This is a genomic window from Niabella insulisoli, from assembly GCF_039652435.2.
GTDB lineage: Bacteria > Bacteroidota > Bacteroidia > Chitinophagales > Chitinophagaceae > Niabella > Niabella insulamsoli.
Window position 1 is genome coordinate 2,661,739 of the sequence record NZ_CP190246.1, and the last position, 15,268, is coordinate 2,677,006.

The 15,268-nt window shown below is 43.4% G+C and carries 16 protein-coding genes and 1 tRNA gene; 7 read left to right on the plus strand and 10 right to left on the minus strand.

The window, feature by feature from the left end; all coding sequences use genetic code 11:
• Positions 1-2: 2 nt before the first annotated feature.
• The 6 genes from ABDK00_RS10980 to ABDK00_RS11005 form a co-directional block, all read right to left on the minus strand.
• On the minus strand, positions 3-290 hold the full coding sequence (locus ABDK00_RS10980) for a helix-turn-helix domain-containing protein (protein ID WP_346237354.1): 288 nt from the start codon (positions 288-290) through the stop codon (positions 3-5).
• A 301-nt stretch (positions 291-591) separates the two neighbouring features.
• Positions 592-665 (minus strand) — tRNA-Pro (locus ABDK00_RS10985).
• Positions 666-757: 92 nt separating this feature from the next.
• On the minus strand, positions 758-1,795 hold the full coding sequence (locus ABDK00_RS10990) for an aminoglycoside phosphotransferase family protein (RefSeq protein ID WP_346237353.1): 1,038 nt from the start codon (positions 1,793-1,795) through the stop codon (positions 758-760).
• A gap of 85 nt (positions 1,796-1,880) precedes the next feature.
• Positions 1,881-2,897 carry a LacI family DNA-binding transcriptional regulator gene (locus tag ABDK00_RS10995; RefSeq protein ID WP_346237352.1) on the minus strand — a complete coding sequence of 339 codons (1,017 nt, stop codon included), beginning with the start codon at positions 2,895-2,897 and terminating at the stop codon, positions 1,881-1,883.
• Positions 2,898-3,023: 126 nt separating this feature from the next.
• Positions 3,024-4,388: a sugar porter family MFS transporter gene (locus ABDK00_RS11000; RefSeq protein WP_346237351.1), complete on the minus strand. Its 1,365-nt coding sequence runs from the start codon at positions 4,386-4,388 to the stop codon at positions 3,024-3,026.
• Positions 4,389-4,424: 36 nt separating this feature from the next.
• Positions 4,425-5,579 (minus strand): sialidase family protein, encoded by a 1,155-nt coding sequence (locus ABDK00_RS11005; RefSeq protein ID WP_346237350.1) that lies wholly within the window; start codon positions 5,577-5,579, stop codon positions 4,425-4,427.
• A gap of 285 nt (positions 5,580-5,864) precedes the next feature.
• Here ABDK00_RS11005 and ABDK00_RS11010 point away from each other — a divergent pair, with 285 nt between their 5' ends.
• The 4 genes from ABDK00_RS11010 (at position 5,865) to ABDK00_RS11025 (ending at position 7,777) form a co-directional block, all read left to right on the plus strand.
• Positions 5,865-6,329: a PA2169 family four-helix-bundle protein gene (locus tag ABDK00_RS11010; RefSeq protein ID WP_346237349.1), complete on the plus strand. Its 465-nt coding sequence runs from the start codon at positions 5,865-5,867 to the stop codon at positions 6,327-6,329.
• A 66-nt stretch (positions 6,330-6,395) separates the two neighbouring features.
• Positions 6,396-6,620 (plus strand): hypothetical protein, encoded by a 225-nt coding sequence (locus ABDK00_RS11015; RefSeq protein ID WP_346237348.1) that lies wholly within the window; start codon positions 6,396-6,398, stop codon positions 6,618-6,620.
• A 45-nt stretch (positions 6,621-6,665) separates the two neighbouring features.
• Positions 6,666-7,244: a ferritin-like domain-containing protein gene (locus ABDK00_RS11020; protein ID WP_346237347.1), complete on the plus strand. Its 579-nt coding sequence runs from the start codon at positions 6,666-6,668 to the stop codon at positions 7,242-7,244.
• Between the two features lie 143 nt (positions 7,245-7,387).
• Positions 7,388-7,777, plus strand: a complete 390-nt coding sequence (locus tag ABDK00_RS11025) for a response regulator (RefSeq protein ID WP_346237346.1) — start codon at positions 7,388-7,390, stop codon at positions 7,775-7,777.
• A gap of 12 nt (positions 7,778-7,789) precedes the next feature.
• Here ABDK00_RS11025 and ABDK00_RS11030 read toward each other — a convergent pair whose 3' ends face one another.
• Entirely contained in the window at positions 7,790-8,191 is a 402-nt protein-coding gene (locus ABDK00_RS11030) for a response regulator (RefSeq protein WP_346237345.1), read from the minus strand.
• Between the two features lie 185 nt (positions 8,192-8,376).
• Between ABDK00_RS11030 and ABDK00_RS11035 the strand changes: the two genes are divergently transcribed.
• The 3 genes from ABDK00_RS11035 (at position 8,377) to fbaA (ending at position 11,347) form a co-directional block, all read left to right on the plus strand.
• Positions 8,377-9,501, plus strand: coding sequence for a hypothetical protein (locus ABDK00_RS11035; RefSeq protein ID WP_346237344.1), 1,125 nt, complete (start codon positions 8,377-8,379; stop codon positions 9,499-9,501).
• Complete coding sequence (locus ABDK00_RS11040; RefSeq protein ID WP_346237343.1) at positions 9,501-10,154, plus strand: DUF4919 domain-containing protein; 654 nt, start codon at positions 9,501-9,503, stop codon at positions 10,152-10,154. Before ABDK00_RS11035 ends, ABDK00_RS11040 begins: the two co-directional genes overlap by 1 nt.
• 122 nt (positions 10,155-10,276) lie before the next feature.
• Positions 10,277-11,347, plus strand: a complete 1,071-nt coding sequence (gene fbaA, locus ABDK00_RS11045; RefSeq protein WP_346237342.1) for a class II fructose-bisphosphate aldolase — start codon at positions 10,277-10,279, stop codon at positions 11,345-11,347.
• 63 nt (positions 11,348-11,410) lie between these two features.
• On the opposite strand, the gene ABDK00_RS11050 is transcribed toward fbaA, so the two are convergent.
• From ABDK00_RS11050 to ABDK00_RS11060, 3 genes are all read right to left on the minus strand, one after another.
• Positions 11,411-11,788 (minus strand): septal ring lytic transglycosylase RlpA family protein, encoded by a 378-nt coding sequence (locus tag ABDK00_RS11050; RefSeq protein ID WP_346237341.1) that lies wholly within the window; start codon positions 11,786-11,788, stop codon positions 11,411-11,413.
• Positions 11,789-12,042: 254 nt separating this feature from the next.
• Positions 12,043-13,350, minus strand: coding sequence for a 30S ribosomal protein S12 methylthiotransferase RimO (rimO, locus tag ABDK00_RS11055; protein WP_425474784.1), 1,308 nt, complete (start codon positions 13,348-13,350; stop codon positions 12,043-12,045).
• A 161-nt stretch (positions 13,351-13,511) separates the two neighbouring features.
• Entirely contained in the window at positions 13,512-15,254 is a 1,743-nt protein-coding gene (locus tag ABDK00_RS11060; protein WP_346237340.1) for a RagB/SusD family nutrient uptake outer membrane protein, read from the minus strand.
• Positions 15,255-15,268 lie beyond the last annotated feature (14 nt).

Here is a 15,268-nt window from a genome sequence, read left to right on the forward strand (position 1 = left end):
GCTTAAATTGAAGGAGTTAAACAATTATGTTTCATGGATGCCAAAACCTCTGAACGCAGAAAGTAGATTCGGCCATTAAGCCGTAAATAGGGTAATCCCTTCTTCATCCAGTCAGAAATGGTGACCAGCGAAATATGTAACTCCCTGGCCATTTGTTCACGAGTCAATAATGGCTCGGTGTCTTTTTCATTTTTTTTCTTAGGCAAATTTTCGCCATCCAAAACTTGCTTGATAGATTCAGATACGATCTGGCGTAACTGATCTTCCTCTACAATAATCATTTTGTTCATCTTTATCAATTTTTAAGCGCAAGTTGATAAAGACCGGAATAAAAGTCAATGAGAGAAGTATCAGAGATATATTACGCGAGCAAATGTTTTTGTTTTCAGCAAAGTATAAATAGCTGAATTGGAAATAAGAAAGCAGTTTTTTGATTTTTACTCTAAACCAACAAGCCTGCATTGATTTTTACATCTGTAAGTAATTTGTTTATCTAACTTAACAGGGACTAATACAAACAAGCTCAAAAAATAAAAACTGTCCGAAATATGTCCGAACAGTTTCTAAATAATTGATTTTCAATACAATTTGTCGGGAAGACAGGATTCGAACCTGCGACCCCCTGGTCCCAAACCAGGTGCGCTACCGGCCTGCGCTACTTCCCGAAAAATCCGGATTTGCTAATGGGTTGCAAATGTAATGGAAATTCTTAAAATAATCAAAAGCCTTTTACTTTTTTTAAAAGGAAAAAACCTGTTTATGCGTAAGTCGAAAGCTGATGTTCTTTTTCTATTAACCTCTTGAGTAAAGTAGCCTGGTTAGTCGCGCGAACCAGATTATGGCCGGGATACCTCGAGCCGTAATAAATATCATTGTTGATATAATCCGTGAGAAAACGCAGCGCTTGCATATAAATCATAAACTTACCGGCGTAGAAAAAATATTGTCTTTCCTCAGCGGTTAGTTCGTCTTCCATATAAGCTTTATAACCATCGACAATAGCAATATAGAACTCATCCCTGATTTCAATCTGGTCAAAATCCTTTTCTTCCTCGCTAACCGGGCAAAGATAGGTACGCATCATGTCCCCCACATCGCTGATAAAATATCCGGGCATTACCGTATCGAGATCAATTACACAAATGCCTTTGTCATGCTCATCAAACAATACGTTGCTTATTTTGGTATCATGGTGCGTTACGCGCAATTTAAATGCATCGCTATGCCGGATCTTTACAAATTCCTCTACGATATCACTGTGCTTTTTGAGCTGATCTACCAAGCCTGAAACCTCCTTCAACCGCTCCTGATTCCCTTCTTCTAAAGCTTTCTGAAACTGATGATAGCGCAACGACAGGTCGTGAAACGAAGGAAGTGTAATATTTAAGGAGCTAATGTCGATTGCTGAAAGCACTTTAGTGAATTTCCCAAACTGTCGCGCCGCTTCGTAAGCCTGTCCGGCAGTCTGCACCACATCGAGCGTTTTACTGTTCTTTACAAAAGGAAAAATGCGATAATAACCACCATCCACATGCACCATCGATTTTCCATCTAAGGCATATTGCGGATTCGTAAAGTAATAGTCAGCATTAGTTTGGGACAAATGATTTTCGATCTTCTCAAGGTTGTCGGCAATAAGCAACGGTTCGACAAATACTTTCTCATTTACTTTTTGAAGAATATATTTTTCTTTGCCATTTTTTACAACACAGGTTTCGTTAATCAGACCGCTGCCAAATTTTTCAACCGTATAATTATCTTTATCAAAACCGTAGCGGGCAAGCACATGATGCATGGTCTCCATTTTCAAATTTCATTTCGAATAAAGGTAGAACTTAGACGCATAGCAAAAGTGTGCAAACGATTGTATAAATTTCAGATCAACTATAAACCAGCGTTACCGGCACTTCTATTTTTTGAAAAGGCTCCTCAACTGCGGCCCCTGCCTGCTTTTTGTCGAGGATATCGATGAGCATGTTCATGGCGAGCTGGCCTTGCTGATAAGGAAATTGGTCAAGCGAAACAACGGGAGGAAAAGCCGCATGTTTATTAACCGAAATATTTGCGTAGCTGGCAAATAAGATATCATCATTCACCTCAACGCCTTTGTGCATCGCATATTTCACCGCGTCGAGATGAACATAATCATTAAAGCTGATAATGGCGTCTGGCGGCTTTTTCAGCGCCAACAGTTTGTCTAACGCAAGCTGGGTACCTTCTTCAGACAAGTCGGTCTTTTCGACCATCTGCATGTCAATCTTCAATTTTCTTTTTGAAATGCCGTCCATATACCCTTTCAATCGTTCTTTGCTTGCAGCAATGCCATCCGGGCCATTAATAAATGCAATTCGTTTGCGTCCCTGCCGAAATAGCCATTCGATCATTTGTTCGGTACCTTCATATACACTGCAATATACTTTGCAGGCATTTTCAAAAGGCGGCACGCGGTCAAAATAAACGACGGGAATATTATACTTGTCTAAAGACTCTAAATGATCGTATCGGTTGGTTTCTTTGGATAATGAAATCAGAAGGCCATCAATTCTTTGTTTAACCATCGCTTCTATTACCGTCTTCTCCTTTTTAATGCTGTCGTGGCTTTGGCCGAAAAGGATGGTGTAGCCATGTTCCATCGCGGCATCTTCAATACCACTGATACTTTTCGAAAAAAAATCTTCCGCAATTAAAGGCAGGATAACACCAATGACAAAACTTCTTTTCTGTTTGAAGAAAATGGCCTTTGGGTTGGGCTCATAGTTTAGTTCCTTGGCCAGATTTTGAATCGCTTCTTTGGTTTTAAGCCCAATCCGCGGATGATTATTCAAAGCCCTGGAAACAGTGGATACAGAAACATTAAGTCTTTTTGCTATTTCTTTGATCGTAGGGATATCACTCATAACACAGATGCTAACATAAACAAAGTACGCTAAAGGTAACCAAAAAACTTTCCTTTACTTATATTTTTTAATATAATAATATTAACAGCATTACACTTCATGCTACAAAAATGGCCCCGCGCCCATTTAATTTTTCACCAGCTTTTGCTCAATGTCTTCCAGCGATGCGCCTTTGGTCTCGGGCACTTTGGCCACTACCCATATCAATTGAAGCACCATCATGAAAGCAAAAAAAGCAAAAATAGGCCATGGATTGTCTTTAAATAATCCGTTTTCCTCATCTAAAAAAACGGGCGTGATTAAAGTAATAATCGCCGCAAACACCCAATGCACACTTGCACCAAATGCTTGACCGCCGGCCCTCACTTTTGTCGGAAAGATTTCAGAGATGAAAACCCATATGACAGCCCCCTGCCCTATGGCATGTGAAGCAATAAAAAGCATCAGGAAAAATAATAAGAATGATGCGCCGGCGTGGCTGTAAAAAGCCCAGGCGACCATCGCCAGGCTCAATATATAGCCCAAAGAACCAATCAGCAACAACTTGCGCCGGCCGGCCCGGTCAATCAAATAAAGTCCCACAAAGGTGAATACCAGATTGGTAACGCCGATTAATATAGAATTGCCCAGCGAGTCTTTGGCCGCCAAACCCGCGCGCTCCAAAATTTCCGGAGCATAATACAGAATAAAATTGATGCCGCTCCATTGATTAAAAAACGCCACAAAAAAGGCCAGCCATAAAATAGCGCGATATCGTGAAGCAAAAATAGCTTCGCCTTTATTGACGCTGTGCACTTCCACTTGTTCATGCTTAAGAATGGAAGCCACTTCTTCGTCGGGATTCTCAACCCCCAACTGACTCATGATATTTTTGGCACTCACTACATCTTTCTTAACAGAAAGCAACCATCGCGGACTTTCCGGGATGCTGATAACCATCACCGTATAAATCAACGAAGGAATGGCCATAACGCCCAACATCCAGCGCCAGTCGTTGTCGCCGCCCACACCCTGCAACAAATAATTAGATAAAAAAGCGATCAGAATTCCAAATACAATATTAAACTGATACATGGCGCCCAACCTGCCGCGGGTTTTAGGCGTTGAGATTTCAGAAATATAAGTCGGCGCAGCCACCGACGACACGCCAATCCCCACGCCACCAATAAACCTGAACAACGAAAAAGTATAAGGATCCTGTGCCACAGCCGTTCCAATCGCGGAAAGCGAAAACAAAACGCCGATCCAAAGAAGCACTTTTTTTCTTCCGAACTTCTGTGTAGGCAGCCCCCCGAATATGGAACCAAGCACGGTGCCCCACAAGGCCATTGACATAATAAAGAACCCGTGAAATAAGGGCGACGTGTGCCACAGTTCTTTTATGGGCAAATTAGCTCCGGAAATCACGACGGTATCAAACCCGAAAATAAAACCGGCCAGCGCCGCGATCAGGGAAATGCCAAACAGGTTGGCTTTTGCTTTCTTTTGCATTTTAAATAATTTGTTGCTACGGTTTGTTTTGAAAAGTTACTGCGCGTCTTTGCTGGTGATCAATGGAATCTGGTCGATAGGCCACTTGCGATTTTTGATTGGATAGGTTTCCAGTTTAGACGGATCAATTACCACATGCTTGATCCGCTTTCTGTGCCAGGTGTACACGATATGCACCAACCCATCCGCGGTCTGAATCACCGCGGGGTAGGAAAACTGCTTTTCGGGTTCATCGATATAATCCAATACCAACGCGGCATCCCAATCCCTCCCATTTTTGGTAAGCGCAACATTCAATACGCCACGGCCTTTGTGCCCCATTCCGGGCTGCGTTCTGGTGGAATGATTATAAACCAATAATTGGCTCCCGTCCCGAAGCGTTACGCCATCAATTCCCGAATTATTATTAGGAAGGTTCGTTGCTTTCATTTTCGACCAGGTCAAACCCTGGTCAAAAGACCAACTTTCGGCGATATATCCTTTTTCTTCAAATTTAGTACGGGCCAGGAGTTGAATACTATCGCCGCCGTACGTTAGCAAAGTAGGCTGAATGGCGCCGATGGATCGACCATCGTTGAGCGGCCCGATAAACGACCATGTTTTACCCTGATCTTCACTGCGTTCGATATGGCATTTCCAACCGTTTAGTTCGGTGCTGGAACCGGAAAGCACGATCCCGTTCGCTAATTGCACCGGTTTATTTTTGACAGGCCCGATGATAGGTTCCTTTAATTTTTTTGCATCGCTCCAGGTTTTCCCACCATCGGTGGAAGTTTTCACCATGCCCCACCATTTGCTGGGACTGGGCCCCACTTTATAAAATAAATACACGGGGCCGTTTTTCGGCTGAAACAAAACCGGGTTCCAGGTGGGCAGCCGGCTGCCATCTGCCTGAACGCCATCAGCAATGCTAACGGGCGCTGACCAGCTGCCGCCGGGCTTTTTATGACAAAGCCTGATTTCAACATCGGGATGGCGCTCACGGGTGCCTCCAAAAAAAGCGCATAACAGTTCGCCGCCCTGCAGTTCGAGGATAGTCGCCGAATGACATTGAGGAAAATCTGCTTCGAGATAAAGAAATTCTTCCGACAAGATCCCTGCGCGATGCGGCAGGGCCTGCCCGTGAACGGATAAAACTCCGGCTAAATAAAAAACAGCACTTGTAAACAGGGCTTTAATGGCTGGCTTCATTCGAAATAAGTTTAAATCGTGTTAGGTGAAGCAAACATAATTAATAATATAGACTTGGTCATTCACATCGGCCTTCGCCGCCTTTCCCGTTTTTAATATATCATTAAAATTTCCCGGGTAGCTTGCGCAAACGCCCGTAAACACGGGCTTAATGCGAATTTAACAGTTTTCCAACCCAAGCTTTTATCTTTTTCTGGTAGCAAAAATAATATTGGTATGCAAATTGCAATACTGACATAGATTGTGATCGCAACCTATTCCCAAACCCTTTAAAACCTACAAAAAATGGAACACAAAGCCTGTATTGATGCACTGAATGATTTAATTAAAATTAATAATGACCGAATCGCGGGCTATGAAAAAGCGATTGATGAATTAAAAGATGGCCAGGACACGGATATTAAAACGCTTTTCAGCGCTATGATCAACGAAAGCAGCAATTATAAGCGGGAGCTGGAAGACCTGGTGAAAACTTATGGCGGCGAAACGACAGAAGGCAGCACGGTTTCCGGAAAACTTTACCGCGCATGGATGGACGTCAGGGCTGCGTTTACCGGAGGCGATCGCGCTACGGTGTTGAAAAACTGCGAGGCCGGTGAGGACGCCGCTCAAAAAGCGTATCAAATGGCGTTGGATGACGACGATGTAATGCAGCAAACAAAAACGCTAATCCGTCAGCAGCAAACGGAGCTCCTGCAGTCGCACGATAAGATTAAAGCATTACGCGACCTCGCGGTTTCGTCTCATTAATTGGGGATACAAATAACCTTCCATTTGATTGAAACAATTTATTATAAAAATATAAAAAGCTCAACCATGAGAATATTCAAAAACGATCCGCTAAACGCTCCCGCCGGAGAGGATCAAAAGCTACCCATTTTATTTACAGGAAGCGCCATCGGTTATCTTTCGAATGTAAACACGTCCATCGACATTTCCGAATGGCAATGGCATGAGGAGGTAGTCGACGGCAGAAGAACCCGCATTATTACTGACCGGCTCGTTAGCCATCTCGAAAAAATCAGCCAGGATATAGCATAACAACAATCCCTCAAATAACTATTTACAAACTAAACCCTTTATTCTATGGCAAAAGCAAAAGCGCCTGCTAAAAAAGCAGCAGCAAAAAAGACATCCACTAAATCCACTTCCAGAAAAGTTGCTCCGAAAAAAGATGCGGCAACAGAATTAATGGAACTTTTTGAACACGGATTGAAAGATATTTATTGGGCAGAAAAAGCATTGGTGAAAGCGCTTCCGAAAATGGAAAAAAATGCAAGTTCGCCCGACCTTAAAAAAGCAATAGCCAAGCATTTGGAAGAAACAAAAGGACATGTTTCAAATCTGGAGAGCGTCTTTTCTATTATCGGCAAAAAGGCCCAGGCGAAAAAATGTGACGCCATGGAAGGCCTTTTGGAAGAAGGAAAAAGCATACTGGAAGAAACCTCCATTGGCGCCGTGAGAGATGCCGGCATTATCGCGGCTTCTCAGAAAGTGGAACACTACGAAATCGCCACCTACGGAACGCTCGCTACTTACGCGAAAGCTTTAGACCTTAAAAAGGCGATGACGCTTTTACTTGAAACACTTGACCAGGAAAAAAATTGTGATGAAACATTAACCGATCTTGCAAAAGGCGGCATTAATCTGGACGCTATCGATTAAACGCAATATCTTGTTTCATAATTGATTAAGTTGTGGCAGGGCCACAACTTTTTTATTTGTCGCAATCTGCTTTCTGGTTTGCAGGCTAATTCTATGTATTTGCTTATTTTTGTCGGCGCTTCTTAATATGGTGCCGACAATTCATGAGAGATTTTAAAACCCTTGCCATATTTGATAATGATCCCGCTCTTATATCTATTTGCGCCGATATATTGACAGAAATGGGATGGAAAATCTGGTCGTTCACTGATTGCAACGACATTGTTGCCAAGCTGCGTGACACACAACCTGATGTGGTCATACTGGATAATTCAATTCCAACCTGCGGTGGCGTAGAGGCAGCCCGCATTTTGAAGCAGGAAGAAGCCTTACAGGACATTCCTTTGATTTACTTGTCAGCCAATTATAATATTCGGGAAATTGCTTCTTCGGCCGATGCCGACTATTACCTGCTAAAACCTTTCGGTATTGATGAGCTTATAAGCGCCGTTTCTGATGCTTTTTTAAGAAAGCCTTCGCCACATTCAGTGTAAATATCGCGCGTACTAGAAGAGAGCGTCGAGCATACCATTTACAGCGGGCGCAGTCAGCGGTTTTGCGTAATAATCTTTAATGGAAGGAAAACTCACGGCCCGCATTTTATCCCGGTCGTCGCAGGACGAACTCACCATATAAATTGAAATTTCTTTGGTGCTTTCCCGCGGCAGCCGAATAAATTCACTCATAAAAGACCACCCATCCATCACGGGCATATCGATGTCTAACAAAATCAAATCGGGCAAATCATTTTTTTTGTTGATGCTATCCATAAGCAGCTGCATGGCCTGATGGCCGTTTTCACTCGTTTCTATGGAAAGGGGATAGGCACTGAACTCGCATATCCTCTTTGCGATAAGCCGTGATATGGCATCATCATCAACAATTAAAACCTTTTTTGAAGCAGGCATTTTTACCAGTTGAAGTATTGAGGGGTGCCTGCAGGCAGGCTAAACATTTGACTAACAACTAAATTTACAAAAAACATATATATAAAAGGGTAGAAATAATAAAAAAATTTTACCTGCCTTTGTTTTCCGCGCTTCGATGCTCGGGTACATGCCGCGTTAAACTGAATATTTATTAACTTCCGCACATGAACGAACAGGATATTCTGAACAATAAACCTTCTAAAAAGAAAATCCTTTATCCGGTTAATAATGAATTGGCGGCATATCTCGTGCGGCAGGGCCGCGAGGTAACCCTGCCCGTCTCCCACCGCGACCTTTTAAATTTCACCTGGTCAGTTCCTATTAAAGATGAACAAGGCAACAGCACGTATTGGGAGAAAGCCATTTATGACAAGCGTGACTGGGATTTCCTCAGGGAAGGTTTGGTGAAAATTTATGCTATTCTTCGCACGGAAGGCGACATGAGTTTCGCCGACCAACTCGATGTGGCCCGGATCGATTATTGCTCGTTCGGCAATTCCCTTCCTTTCAGGATACGTATTGTAAACAAGTTTAATTCTAACTTCGATCACTATTATATTAAAATAACCGATGCATCACGCGTGTACGGTTTGGAGCTGGAGCATTTTCTTTCCCCGAATCGTATTACTTTTTACACGCATGGAGGCACGCTGGTAGAGGAGCATATACCGGGGCTTGCCGGGGATGTATTTTTAGAACACTACCTCAACAAATCCGAAACCAATAAAACGCGCCTGGCCAAAGAGTTCGTAAAATTTAATGAACGCTGTTTTGTGCGTCTGTTAGGCGATATGCGCTCTTATAATTTTGTAGTAGTCGCTACGCCCGATATCGAAAGCTATCAGTATCGCATCAGGGCTATCGATTTCGATCAACAATCTTATGAAGGGCGCAAGCCTTTGTATATGCCGCAGTTTTTTAAAGAAAATAACGCTTTTGTAAAGACCGTTGTCGGCCAGCTCAATCCCGAGTCGGTGGAGCAATATAAGGCAGAGGAACGCTCAGCTATGGCTTATCGGGTGGCAGTCACCCGATTTCGTTTGATGGAATTGTTGGATATTATGTCGCGGGATACGGTTGCGCCGCCTGAAAAACAACAGCTGCTGATTGACCAGCTGAATGATCATTTTAAAACAGAGGCATTTAACCGCTGTCATTCGATGGGGCAAATTTTGAAACTTCATTTAAAATATATGTTGCGTGGCAACTTAAAACTGATACAGGAAAAAACCCGGAGCCTGGCGAAGAGGGCCAGTCTGGCTCCGCCCAGCACTACAACTGTTATTTAATGAGAACGACCGCATTTATTATCTTACTTTCATTAACGGGCATCATTTGTCGCGCTCAGCAACATCCTACCGCGCTCGATTTAACGGCGATCAAAAAGGCTGTCAACGATAGCGTATCGGCTACAGGTTATAAAGCGCTGCTTAAAAAATTCAACCAGGCGCCGCAGTATTTATATCCGTTTGAAGGCGCAATCATTTATTACGGAAAGCTCTTTTTAAAAGAACGCAACGCAGTATCAAGCCTGGCGGGGCATAAGAAATTCGAGAAATTATTTGCCCAGAAAAATTTTGCTGAGCTAATAAAAGAAGGTGAGCCTTTGTTGAGCCAAGACCCCGCGTCGCTCAAACTACTTATTGCGTTGGCCGCGAGCTATATTCAAACCGGCGACAGCACGATGGCCTATCTGACCAGGTCCAAAATCAACCTGCTGATGCCTGCTATTTTAATGCACGGCAACGGTGTTTCCGATTCAACGACAATAAAAGTGACAGATGTCGCCGATGAATACGTTATTATGGACCTGCTGAGGCTGCGCGGCAATAACAGGAAAACGACGAAAACTGAGTATTCTTTCATTGATATGTGGACCCTGCAAAAATCGAAACGTGTCGAGCAAGAAGCTATTTATTTTGAAGTTTACTATCCATTTTAGTTTCAAAAGTAAAGCTTGCTTTATCTGTTTTTTCTAATTGTGTATTTATCACATATTATTATTATCTTAGCGAGCCTTTTAAAGGTTTTTTTTCTATTTAATAAACATAATCAAGAACAACAATGAGCAAGTACACAGCCGGCGTATTACACGGCAAGGAGCTTGAGGCTCTTTACAACGATGCTAAAGACAATAATTTCGCGCTTCCTGCGGTAAACGTAGTGGGAACAGATAGCGTAAATGCGGTTTTGGAAACTGCGGCAAAAGTGAACTCACCGGTTATGGTTCAATTTAGTAACGGCGGAGCTCAGTTTTTTGCAGGAAAAGGAATGCCGAATAAAAATTTAGAGGCCAATATCTACGGCGCCGTAAGCGGCGCGCTGCACGTGCACACCGTAGCAAAATATTATGGCGTGCCGGTTGTATTACACACCGACCATGCTGCTAAAAAATGGCTTCCCTGGATCAGCGCGCTGATCGATGAAGGAGAAAAATTTTATAAAGAAAAAGGACAGCCGCTTTTCAGCTCGCACATGCTGGACCTTAGCGAAGAACCCATCGAAGAAAACATTGCCACTTCAGTAGAATTCTTTAAGCGCATGGCGCCGCTCGGCATGAGCATTGAAATTGAGCTGGGCGTTACCGGCGGCGAAGAAGACGGCGTTGATAACACCGACGTTGACAACTCCAAATTATACACGCAGCCTGAAGAAGTTGCTTACGCTTACGAAAAGCTGAAAGAAGTAAGCAATATGTTCACGGTTGCAGCCGCTTTCGGGAACGTGCACGGTGTTTACAAACCCGGAAATGTGCAGCTGACGCCTGTTATTTTGGATAACAGCCAAAAATACATTGCCGAGAAATTCAATACCGAAAGCAAAAAGCCGGTGTATTTTGTTTTCCACGGCGGTAGCGGTTCTGAGCAAAGCCAGATTCGCGAAGCTATCGGTTATGGCGCTATTAAAATGAACCTCGACACCGATATGCAGTGGGCATTTGCCGAAGGCGTATTTGACTATTACAAAAAGAACGAAGCTTATTTGCAAGGCCAGCTTGGAAATCCTGAAGGAGATGATAAACCCAACAAGAAGTTTTATGATCCCCGTGTATGGTTGCGCAAAGGCGAAGAGTCGTTTGTGAAACGTCTTGAAACAGCTTTTGAAGACCTGAATTGCATTGGAAAGAACGCATAATTCAAAAGAAAACCCCGCAAATGCGGGGTTTTTTAATTTCTTGAAAAGAGGCTTTAATCTTACTTACAACGTGTTGCTGTCGTCGCCTTTTCCTTCCAACACCTTTACTTCCACCGGCACAATACCCTTGCTGGTATGCGCAATTCTTGTGAAGGCAGATTTGCTTAAATCCACACGCCCTTTGATATGAGGTGCCATCCTGTCGTTGACAACAACCTGAACACTTTTACCTGTTTTCTTGTTGGTTACCAGCAAACGAGTGCCTAATTTATAAATATTGGATGCGGCTGTTAAAAGATAATCTCTGTAAATATCGCCAGTAGCCGTTTTGCGGCCATTGAATTTACTGTGGTAATAAGATGCTTTTTGAGTAGACGTCTGCGCATCAGCGGCAGTGTAACTAAAAGCAAAAGCGAAAAATAGAACTAACCATTTCTTCATGTGAGATATTTTAGTTAAAGAATAAACGCGAAAAACCCATTTTTATTTTATCGCGTTTTTATAACGTTATTTTACTTACATGCAAAATACGGCGCAAAATTACCCCGAAATCCGTTTATGAAATGTTAAGAGGAGTGACAATATGCCGATTTTATTTTATAAACGATTGATTTTCAATATGACGATATAACAATTAATAGCTTTGGGGGAAAATGGTCGCTCGCGACGCTTAAATTTCACCAGATCGCCAAAAACTAAACCACTACGCCTTCGAGGTCGTAATCATACGCCTTTTCGATGCGTACCTGGTAAAATTCTCCGATTTTCAATTTCTGGGAACTGCTGATAATTACCTCATTATCAACTTCGACACTGTCAAACTCGGTACGGCCAATGTAACGCCCCGCTTCTTTTTTATCGATCAGGGTTTTAAAAACCTTTCCTATTTTTTCCTGGTTGAGTTCGTAAGAAATTTCTTGCTGATGCTCCATAATTTCCTGTGCACGGCGCTCTTTTTCCTCCTGCGGCACATTATCTTCATATTGATAAGCGCCCGTATTTTCCTCGTGAGAATAGGTAAACACACCCACCCTGTCGAAGCGGTGCTGATCTAAAAAGGCTTTTAATTCGTCAATATCATCCTGCGTTTCGCCAGGGAAACCAGCGATCAAAGTTGTGCGCAGGCAAATGCCGGGCACTTTTTCGCGGATCGTTGCGATAAGTTCGTTCATATCGGCCTTTGTTATTTGCCTTTTCATGGCGCTTAACATACGGTCGGAAGCGTGCTGCAAAGGAATATCAAGATAGTTGCAAATATTATCGCGCTCCCGCATCACATCCAGTATTTCGACAGGAAACTTCGTGGGGTAAGCGTAGTGCAGCCGGATCCACTCGAGGCCCTTCACGTCAGCAAGACGATGTAATAGCTCGGACAACATTCTCTTTTTATAGATATCGAGGCCATAGTAAGTAAGTTCCTGCGCAATCAGCATCACTTCCTTAACGCCCATGCGCACCAGTTTTTCCGCCTCGAGAACTAATTCTTCAATCGGCTTGCTGATATGTTTGCCCCGCATTAAAGGAATGGCGCAAAAAGTACAGGTTCGGTTACAGCCTTCGGATATTTTCAGGTAGGCATAATGCTTGGGCGTTGCTAAGAAACGTTCGCCCACTAATTCCGTTTTATAATCAGCCTCAAACTGCTTTAAAATTGAAGGCAGCTCCATTGTTCCGAAAAAAGCATCTACTTCCGGAATTTCTTCTTCGAGATTATTTTTATAGCGCTCGCTGAGGCAGCCTGTCACATATACTTTATCTAACCGGCCATGCTTTTTCAACTCAACCTGTTCGAGAATGGTGTTGATACTCTCTTCTTTTGCTTTGTCGATGAAACCGCAGGTGTTCACTACAACAATATTGTGATCGCGCCTGGCATTTTCGTGTACCACATCAATATCATTAGCGCGTAGTTGCCCGCTCAACACCTCACTATCCACCATGTTTTTACTACAACCCAGCGTAATAATATTTACCTTATCCTTTTTTAGAGTTTTCGCTTTCAAATGAGAGATTTTTTGAAATAAACCGCAAAGTTACGCCATGAGAAATAAAACGGCTGCATAATTCGCAGGTTTCAGTCGAATGGGGCATCATATTAATACGCAAAGACCGGAGCGTTGCAGTGCTCCGGTCTTTACCTTTTTAAATCATTTGAAAATAAAAACTATTCCCAATTAGGGTTTTGATCCAACGCGGGGTTGAGCTGCCGCTCCTGCACAGGAATCGGATTCAGGTAATCTCGCGTTTCGTCAAATTTCTTTGCAATTTGCGGATTAACAAGTATCAGGCCTCCGTTAGTGCCATTTTCCAACAAGATTTCGCTTCCCAGCTTCAGGTATTGAGGGCCTTTTTCGGTCGGTTTCGTACCTGTGTAAATATACACGTCGGTCGTTCCGTCGCCATCCAGATCGTAAGGGCCGACACCAGCGAAATACATACCTTTAAATTGTTCTGTGTAAAGATGGCCTTCTTTCCAGCGCATAAGGTCGTTTCTTCTAAAGCTTTCCATCACCAGCTCAATTCTTCTTTCGCGGCGGATTTCCAGGATGACTCCTTTATTGGCGCCTGCCACTTGCTTATACTGGCCAGCGAGATAAGGGTCGGGGTTTGCATTGGCGGCGGCCAGGTTCATATTCGGCATGGCAACCCTGTCTCTCAATAGTTTGATCGACTTATCAATATCCGCCTGCGTCAGCGTTCCCAATTCAGCTTTAGCTTCTGCAAAATTCAGCAATACTTCGGCATAACGCATAACAGGCATGTCGTTGTGCGACCTGTTGTAAGAATCTTCGTTGGTAGATGTTACAAATTTGATCAATTGATAACCAGTGATGGTCCCTGTGAAATCGGGTGGCAACTTCGTGGTGCTTCCAATCCGTGTGTAGCCTGGCGTGCGGATGGTTTGCGACAAACGGGGATCGCGGTTTTGCACTTCCTCGGCAAAGGGGATCGTATTAAAATCTGCCTGATCGGTAAACCTTGATCCGTCTTGAAGCAGATAACTATTCACCAGTTTTTTCTCCAGTCCCGGGCGGCCGTAGGACGCGGTGATCGTGTAGTAATTTACGTTATGCCAGATCTGCAAGTCGCTGCTAAAACGGCGCGTAAGAATCACCTCTTTATCCTGGGCGCTCATGGAGGAAAACAACTCAAGATAGGCGGTTTGAGGCGTGCTTGTATAAATATCATAAGTGCCGCTATTGATCAGTTCTTCAGCCGCTTCTGCCGCTTCTGCTAAAAACTTATCTGCGCCGGGCAGGTTAAACTCGGTGTGATATTTACGGAAGGTACCTTCAAACAAACATATCCTCGACTTGTAGGCCAGCGCCGTCCATTTGGTCATCTTTTCAACGCTTTTGGTACTATTCATATTAGCAATAGCAAAATCAAGATCAGCCAAAACGCTGTCCATTACCAGCGTTCTGGGATCTCTGGGGCGGTTCAGCAATGAAGAATCCTGGATGTCGATGACGCCGCCATACCAGGGCACATCGCCAAAAGACGACACTTTATCAAAGTAAAAAATAGCACGGAATAACCGGGCCACACCGCCATAATGGGCGGCGCCGGGAATATCTACCTTGCGGTAATTTTCAAGAAAATAATTGATATTACGCAGCGGATACCAGCTCCATCCTCCACCAGAGACAGGCACCACGCGGTTACCCGTCAACAGTTCGTTCAGGCTTGTTTTTACCACGTTGTCGTCATCTTCATTATAAATACCCTCCGCTGACGGCATTACGTTGTAAAAAGAGTTGGTATATAATTCAAGGTCTTTCACCGTTCTGAAAAATTGTTCAGGATTAATGTCGGCAAGTGGGTAGCGGTCTAAAAATCCTTTTTTGCACGAACTAAAAATAGCGAAAGCGCCCAGTATAAAAAGCGAGATATATAACTTCTTCATGATTGAGGTTTTTG

What these genes read in the sequence shown, in the direction of transcription:
- ABDK00_RS11005 (WP_346237350.1), bottom strand. Translation starts at nt 5,579, where the DNA reads ATGAAGCCAGCCATTAAAGCCCTGTTTACAAGTGCTGTTTTTTATTTA.
- ABDK00_RS11030 (WP_346237345.1), bottom strand. Translation starts at nt 8,191, where the DNA reads ATGCCTGCTTCAAAAAAGGTTTTAATTGTTGATGATGATGCCATATCA.
- ABDK00_RS11015 (WP_346237348.1), top strand. Translation starts at nt 6,396, where the DNA reads ATGAGAATATTCAAAAACGATCCGCTAAACGCTCCCGCCGGAGAGGAT.
- ABDK00_RS10990 (WP_346237353.1), bottom strand. Translation starts at nt 1,795, where the DNA reads ATGCATCATGTGCTTGCCCGCTACGGTTTTGATAAAGATAATTATACG.
- ABDK00_RS11025 (WP_346237346.1), top strand. Translation starts at nt 7,388, where the DNA reads ATGAGAGATTTTAAAACCCTTGCCATATTTGATAATGATCCCGCTCTT.
- fbaA (WP_346237342.1), top strand. Translation starts at nt 10,277, where the DNA reads ATGAGCAAGTACACAGCCGGCGTATTACACGGCAAGGAGCTTGAGGCT.
- ABDK00_RS11035 (WP_346237344.1), top strand. Translation starts at nt 8,377, where the DNA reads ATGAACGAACAGGATATTCTGAACAATAAACCTTCTAAAAAGAAAATC.
- ABDK00_RS11000 (WP_346237351.1), bottom strand. Translation starts at nt 4,388, where the DNA reads ATGCAAAAGAAAGCAAAAGCCAACCTGTTTGGCATTTCCCTGATCGCG.
- ABDK00_RS11060 (WP_346237340.1), bottom strand. Translation starts at nt 15,254, where the DNA reads ATGAAGAAGTTATATATCTCGCTTTTTATACTGGGCGCTTTCGCTATT.
- ABDK00_RS11010 (WP_346237349.1), top strand. Translation starts at nt 5,865, where the DNA reads ATGGAACACAAAGCCTGTATTGATGCACTGAATGATTTAATTAAAATT.
- ABDK00_RS11050 (WP_346237341.1), bottom strand. Translation starts at nt 11,788, where the DNA reads ATGAAGAAATGGTTAGTTCTATTTTTCGCTTTTGCTTTTAGTTACACT.
- ABDK00_RS11040 (WP_346237343.1), top strand. Translation starts at nt 9,501, where the DNA reads ATGAGAACGACCGCATTTATTATCTTACTTTCATTAACGGGCATCATT.
- ABDK00_RS11020 (WP_346237347.1), top strand. Translation starts at nt 6,666, where the DNA reads ATGGCAAAAGCAAAAGCGCCTGCTAAAAAAGCAGCAGCAAAAAAGACA.
- ABDK00_RS10995 (WP_346237352.1), bottom strand. Translation starts at nt 2,897, where the DNA reads ATGAGTGATATCCCTACGATCAAAGAAATAGCAAAAAGACTTAATGTT.
- ABDK00_RS10980 (WP_346237354.1), bottom strand. Translation starts at nt 290, where the DNA reads ATGAACAAAATGATTATTGTAGAGGAAGATCAGTTACGCCAGATCGTA.